Source organism: Nonomuraea longispora, from assembly GCF_004348345.1.
Lineage (GTDB): Bacteria > Actinomycetota > Actinomycetes > Streptosporangiales > Streptosporangiaceae > Nonomuraea > Nonomuraea longispora.
Genome location: NZ_SMJZ01000030.1, coordinates 19,427 through 36,745, shown reverse-complemented (window position 1 = coordinate 36,745; position 17,319 = coordinate 19,427). Strand labels below are relative to the sequence as shown.

The window sequence follows — 17,319 nt, the reverse complement described above, 5'->3', positions numbered from 1 at the left end:
GGCGCGTGCCGGGTCAGCATGTCCGACACCGCACGTACTGAGGAGGGACCATGACCACCAACGCGCTACCGCCCGTGGTCGACGCCGCCACCTGGCAGCATCGGCTCGACGAGCTCCGCGCCAGGGAGAAGGCCGCGACCAGGGAACTCGACGCCATCGCCGCCCAGCGCCGCCGCCTCCCCATGGTGGAGATGCCCGACTACACCCTCGAAGGCAAGAAGGGGCCGGTCCGGCTGGCCGACATCTTCGACGGCAGGAGGCAGCTGATCGTCTACAACCACATGTGGTTCCCCGGTGAGGAATGGCAGTGCTCGGGCTGCACGGGATTCACCTCCCAGTTCACCCGGCTGGAGTTCCTCGGCGACTACGACGCCCGGTTCGTCATCGTCACCCAGGGCCCCATCGAGGAGGCGCTCGCCTACAAGCGGCGGGTCGGCAACACGATGACCTGGTACTCGACCGCGAACAGCCTGTTCGGCGCCGACGTGGGCGCGCCTCCCGGCGGAGGCTTCGCGGTCAACGTGTTCCTGCGCGACGGCGACGCCGTCTACCGCACCTGGCACACCGAAGGCCGCGGCGTCGAGCAGCTCAGCCACACCTTCGCGCTGATCGACGTGCTGCCGTACGGGCGGCAGGAGGAATGGCAGGATTCGCCCGACGGCTGGCCGCAGTCACCCGCCTACAGCCGGTGGCCCGAATCCCCGGACATCGCCGCCCGCTACGGCCCCGCCTGAGGTTCCGGGCCCGCGGCGCGTCGCGCCGCTCAGTACAGTGTCGGCATGGCAGGCGAGCAGGTGAGTGCCCGGGTGGACAGCTGGATCTGGTCGGTGCGGCTGACCAGGACGCGCTCGATCGCGTCCGACGCCTGCCGGGGCGGCCACGTCCGGGTCAACGGGGTGCGCGTGAAGCCCGCGCACGCCGTACGCGCCGGTGACGAGATCCGGCTGCGGCACGAGGGACGCGAACGCATCGTGGTCGTCTCCCGGATCATCACCAAACGGGTCGGCGCCGCCGTGGCCGCCGAGTGCTACGTCGACAAGAGCCCTCCGCCGCCTCCCCGTGAAGAGACGGTGACGGTGGCCGTCCGCTCCCGTGGCGCGGGACGCCCCACCAAGCGCGAACGCCGCAGCATCGACAGGCTCCTCGGCCGCCGCGAGTGACCTCGGGCTGTGCGGCGCCGGGCGACCCGGCGTCGCGTCAACGGGTCGGCGGGCGGGGCCGGTTCCACCAGAGAGAGAGGGACAGGGCGGCCGTGACGAGGAGACCGCCGGCGGCGGCGAACGCGGCGGCGGTGTCGACCCGCTGGGTGATGACGGTGAAGGTGCCGGGCAGGGCGTCGAGGGCTTCCTGGAGCTGGTCGGCGTTCTCGGCGCGGTGGTAGGAGCCGCCGGTGGTCCGGGCTATCCGCTTGAGCGCGGGCTCGTCGAGCATGCGCACGTTGCGGCCCCTGTCGAACCCGCCGCGCCCGCTCATCCCGTCCCACCTGCCATAGCCCCGGCCGTCGAACTGCGAGTTCTCGCAGACCATGGGAGCCGGACTCGTGCTGCCGAAGCCGATGGGGAAGACGCGGACGCGCCGCAGGGCCGCCTCCTGAGCGGCGGTCTGCGGGTCGACGCCCTGCGTGTTGGCGCCGTCGGTGAGGACGACGATCGCGGCGCCGGCGTAGCCGGACTCCCCGCCGGGAGGGTTCGCCCCCGCGGGGGCGACCGACGGGTCGACCTCGGCGATGGCGTCGATCGACGCGAGCATGGCCTGCCCGATCGCGGTGCCGCGGCCCACGGTGAGACCGTCCAGCGCCTCGATCAGCGCGTCGGTGTCGTCGGTGGGAGACACGAGCAGACCCGCGCTGCCCGCGAAGGTGACCAGCCCGATGCGCGGCCCGCCCCGCTGCGACTCGATGAACTCCGCGGCGGCCTTCCTCGCGGCGGTGATGCGGTTGGGATCGACGTCCGTGGAGCACATGGAGCCGGAGGTGTCGAGCGCGAGCAGGATCGTCGCCGACGTCTGCGGCACCGGCACCGACGCCTGCGGCCGCGCGGCGCCCACCGCGAGCAGCGCCAGCCCGGTCACGAACAGCGCCGCCGGGATCTTCCGCGTCCAGCGGGTACGCCCCGGCAGCGCGGTGCGTACGAGCGCGATCGAGGTGACGCGCACGGCCGCCCGCCGGCGCCGCCGCCGCATCCACCAGCGGATGGCGAAGATCAGCGGAATGATCAGTACGGACAGCAGCGCCCACGGCCACGAGAACACCATCTAGATCACTCGTCCCGACCGGAGCACGGTGACCGCCGCTCCCGCGGCGAGCAGCGCAAGGGCGAGCCCGATCAGGGCGCCGGCGAGGGGCAGCGGCTCGTCGGAGACGGTCAGCCGCAGGTCGATCGTGTCGGCGATCCCGTCGAGCCGCGCGGTGTCGGAGGCGGGATGGTAGGCGCCGCCGGTGGTCTGCGCGATCACGGTGAGGGGTTCCTCCTCCAGCGAGGTCTGCAGGTGGTAGCCGTCGACCTTCACCGTGGTCCCGGCCGTGGTCCCGACCCCGACGGTGTGGACGTGCACGCCCGCCTTTTGAGCGGCCTCGGCGGCCCGTTCGACGTCGCCGCCCTGGTTCTGCCCGTCGGAGAACATGACGATCGTCGCCGACGGCCAGTAGCCGAGGTCGGGCGTCTCCCCGTCGCGGCCGACGGCCACCTCCTTGCCGCCGATCACCGACAGCGCGGCCGTGATGGCCGTGCCCAGCGAGGTGCCGCCGGTGAGCTTCAGCCGGTCGATGGCCTTGAGCGCGAGCGAGTGGTCGCGGTCGGGCCTGGCGGTGGTGAGCGCGCCCCGCTCGAACGCGACGACCCCGATGTCGACGCTGTCGGGCTGCGCCGCCACGAACGCGCGGGCCGCCCGCTGCGCGGCGGCCAGTCGGTTGGGGGCGACGTCGTCGGCGCCCATGCTGTTGGAGACGTCGATGGCGAGGATGACGGTGCCCGCGGTCCGCGGCACCGGCACCATGGCCGCCGGTCCCGCGGTGGCGACCGCGAGCACCGCGACGCCGGCGATCGTCAACCCGACCCCGAGGTACGCGCTCCGGCCGCCCCGCACGGCGATCCCGGCCGCGGCGAGTGCGGCCGCGCGCCGGCGCGCCGAGACGACGGCGGCCCAGGCGAGCGCCGCCGTCACGAACAGCCCGACGGTCAGCAGCAGCGGGGAGGACAGGGTCATGAGGTCTCCTTCCCCGGCACCATGCGCCGCCCGGCGGCCCCGGTCATGGTCGCCGGTCCCGGGTCCGGGCGACGACCTCGACGAGCGCCTCGGCCAGGTCGCGGTCGGTGTCGACGCGGTGCACGGGCACTCCCGCCCTGCGCATGCCGGCCGCCAGCCTGGCGTCGCGGTCGTCGACGGCCTCGCGGAAACGTACGCGCAGCAGCGGGTCGGCGGAGTCGACGACGAGCTGCTCGCCGGTCTCGGCGTCCTCGACCACGATCAGCCCGGCTTCCGGCAGCACGTCGTCGGTGGTGTCCACGATCCGCAGGGCGACCACCTCGTGCCGCCGGGCCAGGCGCCGCAGCGAGCGTTCCCAGTCGCCGTCGCCGATGAAGTCCGACAACACGACGATGAGGGCGCGGCGGCGGGCGAGCCGGCCGGCGGCGTCGAGCATCTCGGCCAGGTCGGTGGTGGCGCCGCCGCGGGTCTCCGAGGTGCGTCCCAGCTCGGCGCCGATCCGCAGCGCGTGCCGCCGTGAGGTGCCGGGCGGCACGACGCGCACCATCCCGGTGTCGAACAGCAGGGCGCCGACGCGGTTGCCGCCGCGGCCGAACAGCCGGGTGAGGACGAGCGCGAGCTCGGTGAGCACGTCGTGCTTGCCGCGTCCCGGCAGGCCGGCCACCATCGACGCCGACCGGTCGAGCACGAGCCACACCGTCAGCTCGCGGTCCTCGGTGAACACGCGCACGTGCGGCTCGTCCAGGCGCGCGGTCACGTTCCAGTCGATGTGCCTGGCGTCGTCACCGTCGCCGTACGCGCGCAACCCGGTGAAGTCGATCCCGGTCCCGCGGTACGTCGTGCGGTGGGCGCCCTGGAGCCGGCCGTCGAGCCTGCGGACGACCTTCCACTCCAGGCGGAGCAGGAGCTTGTCGGGGGCGGTGGCCATGGCTCAGCGGTTCTGCAGGACGACGTCGGGCGACCGGACCGCTCCGAGCACCCTGGTGATGATCGTGTCGGCGTCGACGTCGTCCGCGAGGGCCTCGTACGACAGGACGAGGCGGTGGCGCAGCACGTCGAGCGCGAGTTCGGCCAGGTCGTGTGGCAGGACGTAGTCGCGGCCGCGCAGGAACGCCAGCGCCCGTGCTCCCGTGACGAGCGCGATGGACGCCCGCGGGCTCGCCCCGTGGGTGACGTACCGTTCGAGTTCGCCGAGCCCGCCGGTCGCGGGGGAACGTGTCACCGCCACGAGCCGGACGGCGTAGTCGACGATCGCCGGGTCGACGTACACCTCCTGGGCGCGGGCCCGCATCGCGATCAGGTCGTCGGCCGTCACCATGGCCTGCGGCGGCTCCGGCGGGCGCAGCGCCCGGTCGACGATGGCCTGTTCCTCCGCCTGCGTCGGATAGTCGACGATCACCTTCATCATGAAACGGTCGACCTGCGCCTCGGGCAGCGGGTAGGTGCCCTCCGACTCGATCGGGTTCTCCGTCGCCATGACGAGGAACGGCTCGGGCACCCGGAAGGTCTCACGGCCGATCGTCACCTGGTGCTCCTGCATCACCTCCAGCAGGGCGCTCTGCACCTTGGCTGGAGCGCGGTTGATCTCGTCGGCCAGCAGCAGGTTGGTGAACACCGGGCCGAGTTCGGTCCTGAACTCGCCGGAGTGCTGGTGGTAGACCCGCGTGCCCACGAGGTCGGCGGGCACCAGGTCGGGGGTGAACTGCACACGCTGGAAGTTTCCGGCGATCGCGGCGGCCAGCGACCGTACGGCCAGCGTCTTGGCCAGGCCCGGCACGCCTTCGACGAGCAGGTGGCCGTCGGCGATCAGCGCGACGGCCATGCGCTCCAGCAGGACGTCCTGCCCGACGATCGTACGTTTGACCTCGAACAGCACGTGTTCGAGCGGATGAGCCGGCTCGGGGGACTTCGTCGAGGTCATCTGTGGTCCTTCTCGTGAGGCTTCGATCAGATCTCGGGCCCGTCGCCGGGCGGCCCGTCGCCTTCCGTGCCGCCCAGGGCCACGCCGATGGGCACCGCGAACGCGATGCCGGCGAACGCCTCGTCGCCTCCCGGGTCGGCGATGGAGACGACGATCCCGACGACCAGGCCGCGGGCGTCGAGGAGCGGACCGCCGGAGCTGCCCGGGTTGACGGACGCGTCGAACTGGATGAGCCCGCGCAGGTCGCCTTCTTCCTTGCTCCGTTCGGCGCTGCGGTTCAGGCCCGACACGACGCCGGTGGAGACGCTGTACGTCAGGCCGAGCGGATTGCCGATCGCGACGACGGGCGCGCCCACGGCCACGGCCCCGCCGAGCGTCGCGGGGACGACGATCTCCGGCAGCTTGGCGGGTTTGAGGGTCGCGACGTCGCGTGCGGGGTTCGAGGAGGCGACCGCGGCCTTCGCCCTGGTGCCGTCGGAGAAGGTGAGGTCGACCTCCTTGGTGCCCTTGATGACGTGGTGTGCCGTCAGGATCGTCCCGTCCTCGGCCGCGATCACCCCGGTGCCGAGCGACTTCCCGGCCTGGATGACCACCACGGACGGCCCGACCCTCTTGAAGACGTCGGGCACGGCGAGCGTCGCGCTGGGCGTCGGTGTCGGGCTCGGCGCGGGCGCGGCTGCCTCGCCGCTGCCACCGCCGCCCAGCCAGTACGCCAGCACCGCCACGACGACAAGGACGCCGCCCCCGATGACCATCCGCCGGGCCTTTCCGGCCACGGCTCCGTGAGCTTGCTGAGCCTCGGCCGCACCGGCCTCCCGCGGCACGCGCTCCATCGCCCCATAGTCATAAATTTCAGTCAAAAGTGCCACAAAGTCCGTCTAAGAACTCCATGAGAACCGCCCCGCCCGCTGGGCCTCCTGGACAGCCGCGACAGTCGTGCACCGCGACACCGGTTCGGGATACGCTGTCCGATCCCACCGCAATCCCGTCGTCCAGGACTTAACAGTGGAACTCCCCCCGCATCTGGCCAGCGTGCACGACCTCGTGAAGGATGTGGCACCCCTCGGCCTGCCGGACGAAGAGGAACGCATGAAGGTCGCCCGTTCGTGGGTCGATCTCGGCCTCGAGCTGCACAAGTCCTCGGGCGAGGTCGAGTCGGCCGCGCGGCGCGCCTGGACCGCCAACAAGGGCGGCGACGTCACGGCGTTCCAGGCCTCCTGGGAGGACGAGCACGGCCCTGGACGCCGGCTGGAGGCGGGCGGCAAAGGCGCGTTGCTGACCGGCCTGGGGACGATGGCGATCGTGATCCTCCGGGTGGTGTGGAAGGCGTACGTCACCTACGTCGTGGCGATCCTGGCCGCCTCACTGCTCGCCTCTCTCGCGGCGGGCCCGGCGAGCACGGTGATCCGGTACACCCGGGTCATGGGAGCACGTCGCACGCTGACACAGATGAGAACGAAGTTCCGGCAGCAGACGGCGCTGGTCGTCCGTGACACGCTTCACCGAGCCAGAATGCTCGCTTATGCGGCGGCGCCCGTGTTCGCGGCTCCGGTGTTCGTCTCGGCCACGAACCTGTGGGGACTCGGGACGTTGCGCTCGAACGAGGAGGCACAGCGTCTGACCGAGGAGGTGCTTCGTGAGACTCCCGCGGGCAGGGCAGCGCTCGCCTACGCCAAGGACCACGGCATCACCGTGGTCTACCAGGGGGACAGCCTCGAAGGCGCTCTCGGGGGCTACACGGACGCCCTGAATGTGATCGCCCTGGACTACGCGGGCCGGACGCCCGAGCAACTCGCCGAGGTGTTTGTCCACGAGGTGAACCATGCCCGTACTGACGGCGATCCGTACCCGATCGGGATGGATCGGGACGAGTACGTGAAGGCGGCCATCGAGGAGGAGGTCGACGGGGAGGTCAAGGCGCACGAGATGCGGATGCAGCTGGCGGCCGCCCGCGGAGAGCCGGAGGACTGGAGCAGCGACTACGGGTTCGCGTACAAGGACGCGGTCGGCCGGGAGAACGACCAACGGCAGCAGCAGCACCTGCCCCCTCTGTCCGCCGAAGCGGAGCGGCGCGTCGGGGACGAGGCCGGTCGCGAGGCGCTGCGCGAGTGGGCGCGGTCCGCCGGCTATGAGGAGCAGTTCGAGCAGCAGTGGAAGCGTCGCTATCTCCGGCCTGTGGCTGACGCTGCCACACCGGATTGGTGAGTTGTGCTCGCGCACCGACTAGGATCCGCGGATGGCTCGTGCACGTAACGACGATCAGGAAGTCGACCACACCAGCCTTCGAGCCGCCGCCGACGTGGTCCAGGAGGTGGCCGGACGCCTCGACGACCTCGCCGGGCAGACGTTCGCCGGCGCAGGCAGGCACCCGGTGAGCGACGTCATGGAGCCCAGTGCCGAGTTCGACGCCGAGTACGCGGACCTGCTGCGGATGATGCCGCAGGCGTACACGTCGATCGTCGAGCACCTGGGCCGGGTGGCCGACGGCATCATCGAGCACTCCGACAACCACAGGCGGGCCGAGCAGGCCAACAAGACGATCATCGAGGACGTCTGAGCGCGTCCGGGCCCGCCGGATTCAGCGGCTTCCTCGCAAGCGTGCCTGCGCGAACGTGGCCAGGACGGCGACGGCGCAGGCCGTAGCGGTGAGGGCGCCGTACCCTCCGGCGGACATGATGACGGTGGACAGGAGGCCGGCGCCCGCCGCGACGGTCCAGACGGCGGCGTCGACGGCGCCCTCGACGTGCGGCCGTTCGACCTCCGGCAGGTCCCTGGCCAGATGGCCGCTGCCGGCGACGAAACACAGGTTCCAGGCGTAGCCCAGCAGGAACAGGGCCACGGGCCGTACCGGCGGGAAGGCGGCGGATCCCGCCGAGACGACCAGCAGGAGCAGCCCGGCGAGCATCACCGGCCGGGCGCCGAAGCGGTCGAACAGGCGGCCCGTCACCGGGGACAGCGCGAACATGCCCAGCGTGTGCGCGGACAGCGTCAGCCCGACCGCGCCCAGCCCGTCGCCGTGCAGGTGCATCTCCAGCGGCGCGGCCGTCATCACCGCGACCATCACGACCTGCGCCGCCACCATGACGACCAGCGCGGACCGCGCGGCCGGCGTGCGGGCGAGCCGCCGTAAGGACATGCGCGGCGCGGCGGCGGAGGCCGCCCGCGCGGGCGCCGCGACAGAGGCCAGCGCCGCCACCGCGCAGGCGAGCGAGGCCAGCAGGAACGGCCCGGACCGCGACGTGAGCCCCATCCCCGTGGCCGTGTCGCCGGACGCGTCGAGCAGCAGCGGGCCGCCGACGGCTCCGAAGGCCGCCGCCCACACCACGACCCCGATGGCGAACCCCCGGCGATGCGCCGGATGCAGCTCGGCGGCGGCGTACCGTGACAGTTGCGCCCCCGCGTTGCCGAGCCCGAGCAGCGCCATCCCGGCGGTCAGGCCGATCATGTCGCCCGCGACGACCCCGGCGACCGCCAGGCAGGCTCCGGCCGCCGCCATGACGTAGCCGGTGACCAGGGCCGCGCGCCGGCCCGCGCGGTTCGTCAGCCGGGTCAGGACGAGCGCGCCCGCGCCGGTCCCGATGATGCCCGCCGTGGCCGGCACGCCCGCCCAGCCCGTCCCGAGCCGGTCCCCCGCGACCAGCGTGCCCGCCACGCTCGCGACCGCCATCGCCGCGTTCATCAGCGCGGTGCCCGAGCACAGCGCCGCCATCGGCCGTCTTGTGCGGGTCGCCCGGCCCGCTGGCACCTCCACAATCATGGTCTTCACGATAGGAACGCCGCATGCGCCGTTGAATGGGCGAACAACGGCATTCAGCGCTGTGCGCCTCTGGGTCACAAACCATCCGACATGCGAAGCTTTGCACATGGAAAGACCGCTGGATCAGACGGACTGGCACATCATCGGCGAGCTCCAGCGCGACGGGCGGCTCTCCTTCAACCGGCTCGCCCAGCGCGTCAACCTCTCCGCGCCCGCCGTGGCCGAACGCGTACGGCGGCTGGAGGAGTCGGGGGTGATCACGGGCTACCAGGCGCGCGTCGACCCGGCGAGCGCCGGGCAGCCGCTGACGGCCTTCGTCCAGATGCGCTGCGCGCACGGCCGCTGCCTGCTCAAGACCACGGCCGCCGAGGACCTGCCCGAGGTCACCGAGGTGCACAAGCTGAGCGGCAGCTGGTGCACGATGCTCAAGGTGCGGGTCGCCTCGATGCCGCACCTGGAAGGACTGCTCGAACGGCTGGGCGAGCACGGCGAGATGAACTCCCACGTCGTGCTCTCGACACCGTACGAAGGCCGCCTCGTCGAGCCACAGCCCTCGCGTGACCGTCCGGTGACCGCCTCGCAGGGCTGGACGCGCCGTCACCCGGGCGGTCGCGCGTGAACACCCGCCCCGACGACTGCGCCGACGCGGCTCTGCGGTGGCTGCGTCAGAGGTGAAGGCCGCGCGTCACATCGTCTCCAGCGCCATCATCATGAGGAGTACGCAGAAGGAGCACCCGCCGACGAGCACGACCCCCGAGGCGGCGAGCGCGAGCTTGGCCGTGAGCAGGCGCCGCACGACCAGATGGACCACCACGGTGCCCAGGAAGGCGAACAGCGGGAGCCAGGGCACGAACAGGCAGGCGCCGCCGACGAGGACGGCGCAGGCCAGTGCGACCGCCACCCTCGCGCCGCCCCGCAGGTCACGGCGGGTGACCGCGTAGGTGACGCCTCCGGCGAGAACGGCACTCACCGAGATCATCATGATGATGATGTCCACGAACATCCTCCGAATCGGCGGACTTATGGTCATCGAGTGTGACCCCACCGGAGGTCAAATAGTTCGATCTTGGGCGCCGGCCTCCGGCGACGGACGGCGGCCGGACCCGAGCACCTCCGCGACGTGAGCGGCCCATGCGATGGGATCGACCGCGAGGAACGGCTCGCCGGCCACGGTCGCGGGGGTCGCCCCGGTGAACGCCATGACGTCGCGGTGCAGGTGGGACTGGTCGGCGTAACCGGCGTCGGCCGCGACGAGGGCCGCGCCCTCACCCGCGACGAGGCGGTGGGCGGCGTGGTCGAAGCGCACCAGCTTCGCGGCGCGTTTGGGCGGCAGGCCGAGCTGCGCGCGGAACCGGGACCACAGGCGCTTGCGGCTCCAGCCGGTCTCCCCCGCGAGCGCGTCGATCCTGACGACGCCGCGGCCGCCGACGATGCGTCTCCAGGCCCAGGCCACCTCCCCGTCCACGGGCGGTCCCGCCGCGCGCCGACGGGCGATCAGCGCGTCGACCAGGGCGAAACGCTCCTGCCACGACGAGGCCTCGGCCAGTCGCTCGCGGATCCGTGACGCCTCACGGCCCCACAGATCGGCGATGGGCGCCACGGCGTCGTCGAGCTCGGCCGGTGAGACGCCGAGCACCGCCCGCGCGATCACCGGGGACAGGCGCACCTGCACACATTCGACCTTCTCGCCCCGTGCCCAGACCGCTCCCGCGGACCCGAGCCCCGGCCCGGCGACGATGCTGCCCCGCTGCCGCCGGCCCGGGGCGTGGTCGACGACGGGCGACCCATCGCCGAACTCCAGGATCAGCGTCACGGCCGGGTGCGGAACCATCCGGAGGGCGCCCAGGTCACGGACTCGGAACCCGGCCATGGTGGCCCCGCGAACCCGGCTGGGGCGCGTCGGGCACGCGACCTCCCACACTGCCTCGCCGTGCACGAACGTCCGCACCGTTTCATGCTAGGCGAGCCGCCCGAAGGGGGAACATTCGTCCAAGCCACCCGCGCGTACGGGTTGCGACAGTGGGCCTCATGACGATTCCCGACGGCGCACCGCGCGTGAACCCCGATGCCACTGGGAGCACGACGTTGTCCCTGGACGACGGCGACATCTATGTGTGCCAGGACGGCCGCCGCGACGCCCCCGCGCTTCTGCTCGTCCACGGATCCATGTCCTCGGCCCGCTCGTGGGACGCGCTGGTGCCGCTGCTGACCGGCTCCCATCGTGTCATCAGGGTCGACCTGCTCGGGCACGGCCGGTCGGCCAAGCCGGCCGACCGCGGCTACACGACCCCGGAGCAGGCCCGCAGGGTCGGCGTGGTGCTGGACCGGCTCGGCGTGGAGCACGCCGTGGTCGCCGGCCATTCCAGCGGCGGCGCGGTCGCCACCGCCCTCGCCGAGCAGCGGCCCGGCCTGGTGTCCGCGCTCGTGCTCATCAACACCGGGCCCAGCCTGGACGCCTTCGTCGCACCGCCCTCCCCCGCGATCACGCCGGCGCAGTGGCCGCCGGCCGACGAGCAGATCCGCCGGTTCGCGGCCCCCGCCTTCAGCCGCGCGGGCTTCGAGATCCCGGACGCACTGCTGGACGAGGTCCGCACCATGACGTTCCACACGCTCACCACGACGATGCAGGCCACCACCGAGTATCTGAAGGAGCGCACGCTCCCGGACCGGCTGAGGACGCTCGGCAGGCCGCTGCTGGTGATCTTCGGCGAGGACGACCGCAGGGGGCGATCCTCATCCGCCGCCGGCTACCGCGTCGTTCCCGGCGCGAAGGTCGAGCTGTTGCCCGGTCTCGGCCACACGCCCATTTTGGAGGACCCGTCGCGCACCGCCGCCCCTCTCCTGGCCTTCACCGCGGAACACGCCACGCGGCCGCACCGAACGGACGATGTCGTTTAGATTGCATGATGTTGCGGTTCGTGGCGTCAGAGACCGTGTTCTGACCTTCACGGCTCCCTCCTCCCGTTAAGGAACCTCCCATGAGTGTCCACGACGTCCAGACGATGCGGCAGGCGGTGCTCCGTTTCCTCGGCTCGCTCGACACCGAGCGCAGAGCCGCGGCGACGGCGGCGTTCGGCTCGCCCCAACGCACCCAGTGGTCCTATCTGCCGGGCCCTCGTCCGGGGCTGCCGCTGGCGGAGATGACCTCCGCGCAGCAGGACCTGGCGCTCGCCCTGCTCGACGCCGGCTGCGGCGTGACCGGTGCGCGCACGGCGAGAGGCGTGATCGAGCTTGAGCGCATCCGGCGCCGCCTGGCGACCGGCGTCGACGAGATCGACGGCGACCGCTACTGGTTCCGGGTCTTCGGCGACCCGCAAGGCGCCGACCCGTGGACGTGGCGGGTCAACGGTCACCACCTCGCCGTGCACATCACGGTCGTCGGCGACTCGATCTCCGCCACGCCGAGCTTCCTGGGCGCCGAACCCGCCATGGTGCTGTCCGGGCCGCGGCGGGGACTGCGGCTGCTCGCGGAGGAGGAGGACCTGGGCCGGGCGCTGCTCGCCGACCTCACGCCGCACCAGCGATCGATGGCGATCACCGGCGAGGTGGCTCCCGACGACGTGCTCACCCGCAGCGATCCCGTGGCCGGTCTCGACGGCATCCCCCGCGGGCTGTCGTACGCCGACATGGCCAAGCCGTCGAAGGACCTGCTGGAACGGCTCGTCCGCCGCTATTTCGAACGCGCCCCCGGCTGGTACGGCGAGACGTGCTGGCGCGAGGCGCTCGACGCCGGCCTCGACAAGGTGACGTTCGCCTGGATGGGATCCGACCAGCGCGGGCAGGGCCACTACTACTGCGTCGCCGGGCCCACGTTCCTGCTGGAGTACGACAACACCCAGGACGACGCCAACCACATCCACTCCGTGTGGCGCGACCTTCGTCATGACTGGGGCGAGGACCTGCTCGCGCGCCACTACGCCGAGCACCACTGACCCGCTCGGTCGCGGAGCTAGGCCGACGCTTCCGCCCGGCTTTTCAGCGCCTGGTTGAGCTGCTCGAACACCGGCTCGAACCGGCGCAACACCGGCCACATCATCCCGGCGGCGACCCCGGTGACGCTCTCCTGGTGCACCACGTGCGTGCCACCCCGATCCGGCGACAGGTCGAAGGTGTGCACCGAACTGACCACACCGCGCGCCAGCACGGTGGTGCGCCAGGCCAGCCGCCGTGGCGGGGTGGCGTCCTCCACCGTCGCGCGCATCGGCACGACGACGGGACCTCCCGGCCACAGCGCCGTAGGCAGGCTCAGCCGGCTCCCGGTCACCGCGGCCCCGCGCATCCTCGGCACCAGCGGATTCCACTCCGCGTAGGCGTCGAAGTCGCAGAGGATCGCCCATACCTGCTCGGGAGACGCCACGATGTGGATCTCCGTACGGATCTGGTGCACGCTTCACCTCGCGGGGTCGTCGGGGGGACCACACCCTACCCCGATGAACGATCTTGGTACAGGGAGCACCATGAGGTTCCTCATCGTCGGCGGCAGCGGCCACCTCGGCAGGGAAGTCGCCCGGCAGTGCGCCTCGGCCGGGCACGAGGTGAACGCCACCTACCTCTCCCGGCCGGGCACCGCCGAGGGCGTCGTGTGGTCGCCGCTCGACGTGCGCCGGCGGGAGGACGTCGACGCCGTGATCACCGCGGTCCGTCCCGACGTGGTCGTCAACGCCGCCTACCGTCAGAAGGACTGGGCGAGCACGGCGACGGGAGCGGCGCACGTCGCCCTCGCCGCCTCGGGGGCAGGCGCCCGGCTGGTGCACGTGTCCAGCGACGCCGTCTTCTCCGGCGCCGCGGTCCACTACGACGAGACGTGCCCGCCCGACCCCATCACCCCGTACGGCGCCGCCAAGGCCGCCGCCGAGACGGCGGCGAGCACGATCGCGCCGGGTTCGGTGACGGTCAGGACGTCCCTGATCATCGGTGCCGGCGACTCCCCGCACGAGGCTCTGGTGCACGCGCTGGCCACCGGCAGGACGACGGGAACGCTGTTCACCGACGACGTACGATGCCCCGTGCACGTCGCCGACCTGGCCGCGGCGCTGCTCGAACTCGCCGTCTCCGGCCATCACGGCATCCACCATGTCGCCGGTGCCGACGCGGTGACCCGTTACGAGCTGGGGCTGCTCATCGCCCGGCGCGACGGGCTCGACCCCGGCCTGCTGCCTCCGGGCCGGCGCGCCGACGCCGGCGTGCCCGGTCCGGCGGACGTGCGCCTGGAGTGCGGCATGACGCGGCGGCGGCTCCGTACCAGGCTGCGCGGCGCGCGGGAGTTCCTGAGGTGACATGACACCGGTGGACGCGCAACTCGCTGAATCGGCCAGGGTCCGTGATGAGCGCCTGCGCCTGGTCGAAGCATTGCAGAACCACCCCTGGTGGGATGGCGTTAGCAACCGCTAACCTGGCGCAGCTCTCGCTCTACGCCGCGGCGAAGAACGACGGAGCATCCGCGCGCCCCTCCGCTTGAGGACCGCTGACTTACTTAGCGATCAGTCCTGTAGTCCCAGGCAAACCCACAGCTGTCGCAGCACGCCAGCCGCAGCGATGGTTGTGGCCGGCCGACCGCCCGGCCCCAACGGGCCTCTACCCCGGCAACAGCCGCATCCGGCGGTGGTCGGCGACCACGGCGACCGCACCGTGTTCACCTGCGATCTGACCACAGGTGAACGTGTCGCCCGTGCCGTCGATCTCGACAGCGCCGCGTCGGAGGATCCGGATCCCGACGCCGAGCGGACCATGAGCTTGATCGCGCTGTGTCGCCTTCTCGAAGTGTCGGAATCAGAAGATTCAACGACACCCTCTGGTTGGACCCCGCAACCCCTCTCGAAAACCGGACATCGAGCGACGAACCGTGACGTCGGATGGCCGGTTCCGCGCACGAATTGACGACAGGATTTCCCGACAGGAAAACGGGCTCCACCCCTTCCCGAGGAGAGCCCGGTGCAGATCGTCTGCGCTATCTGACCGATACCGGCCGTCGCCTGATCACCATCAGTGCGGACCGTCAGGATGAACCCCAAGAGCCCAGCGGACAGGCGCCAGGAGACTGGGACGAGGACCTCACCTTGACGCTGTTCACCGGGACGCTGACGGTGTCGCTTTGGAGTCCACCCTTGCCGGACTGAGATGGGAAACCCACCGCCGGCGCCGATGCCCCTCGCGGCGTGCGGCCAGGGCGGCAGCCGATCACATTGAAAATGTATCTCCAGTTTGGTTTTATAGTCACACGCAACCCGAAAAAGGGAGAACGTGGACATGCGCGCCGTCATCATCGGAGCGGGAATCGCGGGCCTGGCCGCCGCGCTGCGGCTGCGTCAGGCAGGCTGGGAGACCTTGCTGGTCGAGCGGGCGCCTGAGCGTCGCCGTGGCGGTTACGCCGTCACCTTCGGGGGCATCGGCTACGACGGTGCCGAGCGGATGGGCATTCTGCCCGAGCTGAAGCGGCGCTCCTTCGTGACCCGTGAGCTGGTCTACCGCAAGACCAAGGGCGAGCGCCGGTTCGCGCTCAGCGGCCAGACCATCACCGCCGCCATGGGCAAGAAGGCGTTCAACATCCTGCGCGGCGACATCGAATCGGCGCTGTACGAGACGGTCAAGGACGCCACCACGATCCGCTTCGGCACCACTATCACCGCCGTCGAACAGGACGCCGACGCCGTGCACGTCACCCTCAGCGACGGCACGGTGGAGCACGCCGACCTGCTGATCGGCGCCGATGGGCTGCACTCGGCGACACGTGCCCTGGTCTTCGGCCCGGAGGAGAACTACCGGCTCGACATGAAGCACCGGGTTGCCGTCTACATGATGGAGGAGCGGCCGGCCGAACTTCCCGTGGGAACCACGGGTTCCATCAGCGCGGGTGGCCGCACGTTCGCGGTGATCAGCGTCGGCGACGACCGCACGGCCGTCTTCTTCGGCTACCGGACCGACCCCAGCCAGGGGAAGCCTTCCCTGGAGGAGGTGCGCGCCATCTACAACGACATGGGCTGGCTGGTCCCGCAGGCCCTGGAGGGCCTGGAGACCGCGGACTCGGTCTACTTCGACTCCATCAGCCAGATGGTGGTCGACCGGTGGAGCCGCGGCCGGGTGGTGCTGCTCGGCGACGCCGCGTGGTGCGTCACGCTGTTCGCCGGCTACGGCTCCTCGCTGGCCGTCGGCGGCGCCGACCTCCTCGGGGCGGCCCTGGAGCGCCACGGCGGCGACGTCCCGGCAGCGCTGGCGGAGTGGGAGGCGCACCTGCGGCCGGAAGCGGAGAAGAAGCAGAAACTCGGCCGCCGGGTCAAGGGCGTCTACGCACCCCCCAACCCGCTCCTCCTGGAGCTCACCCAGCTCCCGCTGCGGCTGTCGTCGTGGGGCCCGGTCCGCCGGATGGTCGAGCGCAAATTCCAGTTGGAAGGTTAAGGAGATCGACATGCGAGTACTGGTCATAGGTGGCACCCACCATGTCGGCCGCGCCCTGGTGGAGACCGCGCTGCGGCGCGGCGACACCGTCACCACCCTCAACCGCGGCCTGTCCCGCGCGCCCGCTCCGGGCGTGGAAGCCCTGGTCGCCGACCGCACCGACCCTGATGCGGTACGGCTGGCGCTGAGCGACCAGACATGGGACGCCGTGATCGACACCTGGGCCTGGGCGCCCAACGTGGTCCGCGACACGGCCCGGCTGCTGGCCGACCGGGCCGGGCACTACGGCTACGTTTCCAGCCGCGGCGTCTACGCCTGGCCCTGGCCGACCGGCGCGGATGAGAGCGCACCGCTGGTCGCCGGCGACCCCGGCAGCCGCGACAACGCCGACTACGCCGCGGCCAAGCGCGGCGGCGAACTGGCCGTGATCGAGTCCTTCGGCGAGCGCGCCCTGCTGGCCAGGGCGGGCATGATCCTCGGCCCGTATGAGGACGTCGGCCGGATTCCCTGGTGGCTACGGCGCCTGCAGCACGGCGGACCGGTCCTGGCCCCGGGACCGGCCGACGCGGCCGTGCAGTACATCGACGCCATCGACATGGCGTCCTGGATGCTGACGGCAGCCGAGCGCGGGATCGGCGGGGCGTTCAACCTCGCCGGGCCGCCCGGTCACACCACGATCGGCGCGCTGCTGGAGACAGCGCTGGAGGTGACCGGCTCCAACGCCGAGCTGGTGTGGGCTCCCGCAGAGGTGCTCGAGCAGGAAAACTTCCTGCTCGGCATGGAGTTCGGGCTGCGCTATCCGGGTGACTCCCATCCCACCGGCCTCCACGACGCCGACGTCTCCGCCGCGCTGGCCGCCGGGCTCACCCTCCGGCCGCTGCGCGAGACCATGGCCGACACCTGGGCGTGGCTGCAGCGCGAGGGGGATCCTGCTCCGCGCCCGGACGCCCCGTCCCCAGCCCAGTGGTTCGACCCGGACCAGGAGCGCCGCGTCCTGGACCTGGTTCGCGCACGCGACCACACATGAAAACATTCGATCAATACG

The 17,319-nt window shown here is 71.7% G+C and carries 20 protein-coding genes; 11 read left to right on the top strand and 9 right to left on the bottom strand.

The window, feature by feature from the left end; translation table 11 throughout:
* The first annotated feature begins 50 nt into the window (after window positions 1-50).
* Window positions 51-734 (top strand): DUF899 domain-containing protein, encoded by a 684-nt coding sequence (locus E1267_RS10935; RefSeq protein ID WP_132332313.1) that lies wholly within the window; start codon window positions 51-53, stop codon window positions 732-734.
* A gap of 45 nt (window positions 735-779) precedes the next feature.
* Window positions 780-1,160 (top strand): RNA-binding S4 domain-containing protein, encoded by a 381-nt coding sequence (locus tag E1267_RS10930; RefSeq protein WP_132332312.1) that lies wholly within the window; start codon window positions 780-782, stop codon window positions 1,158-1,160.
* Between the two features lie 37 nt (window positions 1,161-1,197).
* On the opposite strand, the gene E1267_RS10925 is transcribed toward E1267_RS10930, so the two are convergent.
* Genes E1267_RS10925 through E1267_RS10905 form a run of 5 tightly spaced genes read right to left on the bottom strand, consistent with a single transcriptional unit; the run spans window position 1,198 to window position 5,958 of the window.
* On the bottom strand, window positions 1,198-2,253 hold the full coding sequence (locus tag E1267_RS10925; protein WP_132332311.1) for a VWA domain-containing protein: 1,056 nt from the start codon (window positions 2,251-2,253) through the stop codon (window positions 1,198-1,200).
* On the bottom strand, window positions 2,254-3,204 hold the full coding sequence (locus E1267_RS10920) for a VWA domain-containing protein (protein WP_132332310.1): 951 nt from the start codon (window positions 3,202-3,204) through the stop codon (window positions 2,254-2,256).
* 43 nt (window positions 3,205-3,247) lie between these two features.
* Window positions 3,248-4,132: a DUF58 domain-containing protein gene (locus tag E1267_RS10915; protein WP_132332309.1), complete on the bottom strand. Its 885-nt coding sequence runs from the start codon at window positions 4,130-4,132 to the stop codon at window positions 3,248-3,250.
* A 3-nt stretch (window positions 4,133-4,135) separates the two neighbouring features.
* Window positions 4,136-5,125, bottom strand: coding sequence for an AAA family ATPase (locus E1267_RS10910; RefSeq protein WP_132332308.1), 990 nt, complete (start codon window positions 5,123-5,125; stop codon window positions 4,136-4,138).
* Window positions 5,126-5,151: 26 nt separating this feature from the next.
* Entirely contained in the window at window positions 5,152-5,958 is an 807-nt protein-coding gene (locus E1267_RS10905) for a S1C family serine protease (RefSeq protein WP_132332307.1), read from the bottom strand.
* A 172-nt stretch (window positions 5,959-6,130) separates the two neighbouring features.
* Between E1267_RS10905 and E1267_RS10900 the strand changes: the two genes are divergently transcribed.
* Together E1267_RS10900 and E1267_RS10895 are read left to right on the top strand one after the other, a co-directional pair.
* Window positions 6,131-7,330 carry a DUF6782 family putative metallopeptidase gene (locus tag E1267_RS10900; RefSeq protein ID WP_132332306.1) on the top strand — a complete coding sequence of 400 codons (1,200 nt, stop codon included), beginning with the start codon at window positions 6,131-6,133 and terminating at the stop codon, window positions 7,328-7,330.
* Window positions 7,331-7,361: 31 nt separating this feature from the next.
* Window positions 7,362-7,682: a hypothetical protein gene (locus E1267_RS10895; RefSeq protein ID WP_132332305.1), complete on the top strand. Its 321-nt coding sequence runs from the start codon at window positions 7,362-7,364 to the stop codon at window positions 7,680-7,682.
* A gap of 21 nt (window positions 7,683-7,703) precedes the next feature.
* On the opposite strand, the gene E1267_RS10890 is transcribed toward E1267_RS10895, so the two are convergent.
* Window positions 7,704-8,882, bottom strand: coding sequence for an MFS transporter (locus tag E1267_RS10890; protein ID WP_132332304.1), 1,179 nt, complete (start codon window positions 8,880-8,882; stop codon window positions 7,704-7,706).
* 106 nt (window positions 8,883-8,988) lie between these two features.
* Between E1267_RS10890 and E1267_RS10885 the strand changes: the two genes are divergently transcribed.
* The gene (locus tag E1267_RS10885; protein WP_132332303.1) at window positions 8,989-9,501 is read left to right on the top strand and encodes an Lrp/AsnC family transcriptional regulator; all 513 of its coding nucleotides are present in this window, start codon (window positions 8,989-8,991) and stop codon (window positions 9,499-9,501) included.
* Between the two features lie 66 nt (window positions 9,502-9,567).
* Here the strand turns inward: E1267_RS10885 and E1267_RS10880 are convergent, their stop codons facing one another.
* Complete coding sequence (locus E1267_RS10880) at window positions 9,568-9,879, bottom strand: hypothetical protein (protein WP_132332302.1); 312 nt, start codon at window positions 9,877-9,879, stop codon at window positions 9,568-9,570.
* Window positions 9,880-9,933: 54 nt separating this feature from the next.
* The gene (locus E1267_RS10875; RefSeq protein WP_132332301.1) at window positions 9,934-10,830 is read right to left on the bottom strand and encodes an AraC family transcriptional regulator; all 897 of its coding nucleotides are present in this window, start codon (window positions 10,828-10,830) and stop codon (window positions 9,934-9,936) included.
* 80 nt (window positions 10,831-10,910) lie between these two features.
* Between E1267_RS10875 and E1267_RS10870 the strand changes: the two genes are divergently transcribed.
* Both E1267_RS10870 and E1267_RS10865 read left to right on the top strand, forming a co-directional pair.
* A complete protein-coding gene (locus E1267_RS10870; protein ID WP_132332300.1) occupies window positions 10,911-11,780 on the top strand; it encodes an alpha/beta fold hydrolase in 870 nt (289 codons plus the stop codon).
* An 80-nt stretch (window positions 11,781-11,860) separates the two neighbouring features.
* Window positions 11,861-12,814, top strand: coding sequence for a DUF3500 domain-containing protein (locus E1267_RS10865; protein ID WP_132332299.1), 954 nt, complete (start codon window positions 11,861-11,863; stop codon window positions 12,812-12,814).
* A gap of 17 nt (window positions 12,815-12,831) precedes the next feature.
* Here E1267_RS10865 and E1267_RS10860 read toward each other — a convergent pair whose 3' ends face one another.
* Entirely contained in the window at window positions 12,832-13,269 is a 438-nt protein-coding gene (locus E1267_RS10860) for an SRPBCC domain-containing protein (RefSeq protein ID WP_132332298.1), read from the bottom strand.
* 70 nt (window positions 13,270-13,339) lie between these two features.
* Here E1267_RS10860 and E1267_RS10855 point away from each other — a divergent pair, with 70 nt between their 5' ends.
* The 4 genes from E1267_RS10855 (at window position 13,340) to E1267_RS10835 (ending at window position 17,301) form a co-directional block, all read left to right on the top strand.
* The gene (locus tag E1267_RS10855; RefSeq protein WP_132332297.1) at window positions 13,340-14,158 is read left to right on the top strand and encodes an SDR family oxidoreductase; all 819 of its coding nucleotides are present in this window, start codon (window positions 13,340-13,342) and stop codon (window positions 14,156-14,158) included.
* A 576-nt stretch (window positions 14,159-14,734) separates the two neighbouring features.
* The gene (locus E1267_RS10845) at window positions 14,735-14,998 is read left to right on the top strand and encodes a hypothetical protein (protein ID WP_132332295.1); all 264 of its coding nucleotides are present in this window, start codon (window positions 14,735-14,737) and stop codon (window positions 14,996-14,998) included.
* Between the two features lie 130 nt (window positions 14,999-15,128).
* The gene (locus E1267_RS10840) at window positions 15,129-16,274 is read left to right on the top strand and encodes an FAD-dependent oxidoreductase (RefSeq protein WP_132332294.1); all 1,146 of its coding nucleotides are present in this window, start codon (window positions 15,129-15,131) and stop codon (window positions 16,272-16,274) included.
* Between the two features lie 10 nt (window positions 16,275-16,284).
* Complete coding sequence (locus tag E1267_RS10835) at window positions 16,285-17,301, top strand: NAD-dependent epimerase/dehydratase family protein (RefSeq protein ID WP_132332293.1); 1,017 nt, start codon at window positions 16,285-16,287, stop codon at window positions 17,299-17,301.
* The last annotated feature ends 18 nt before the right edge of the window (window positions 17,302-17,319 follow it).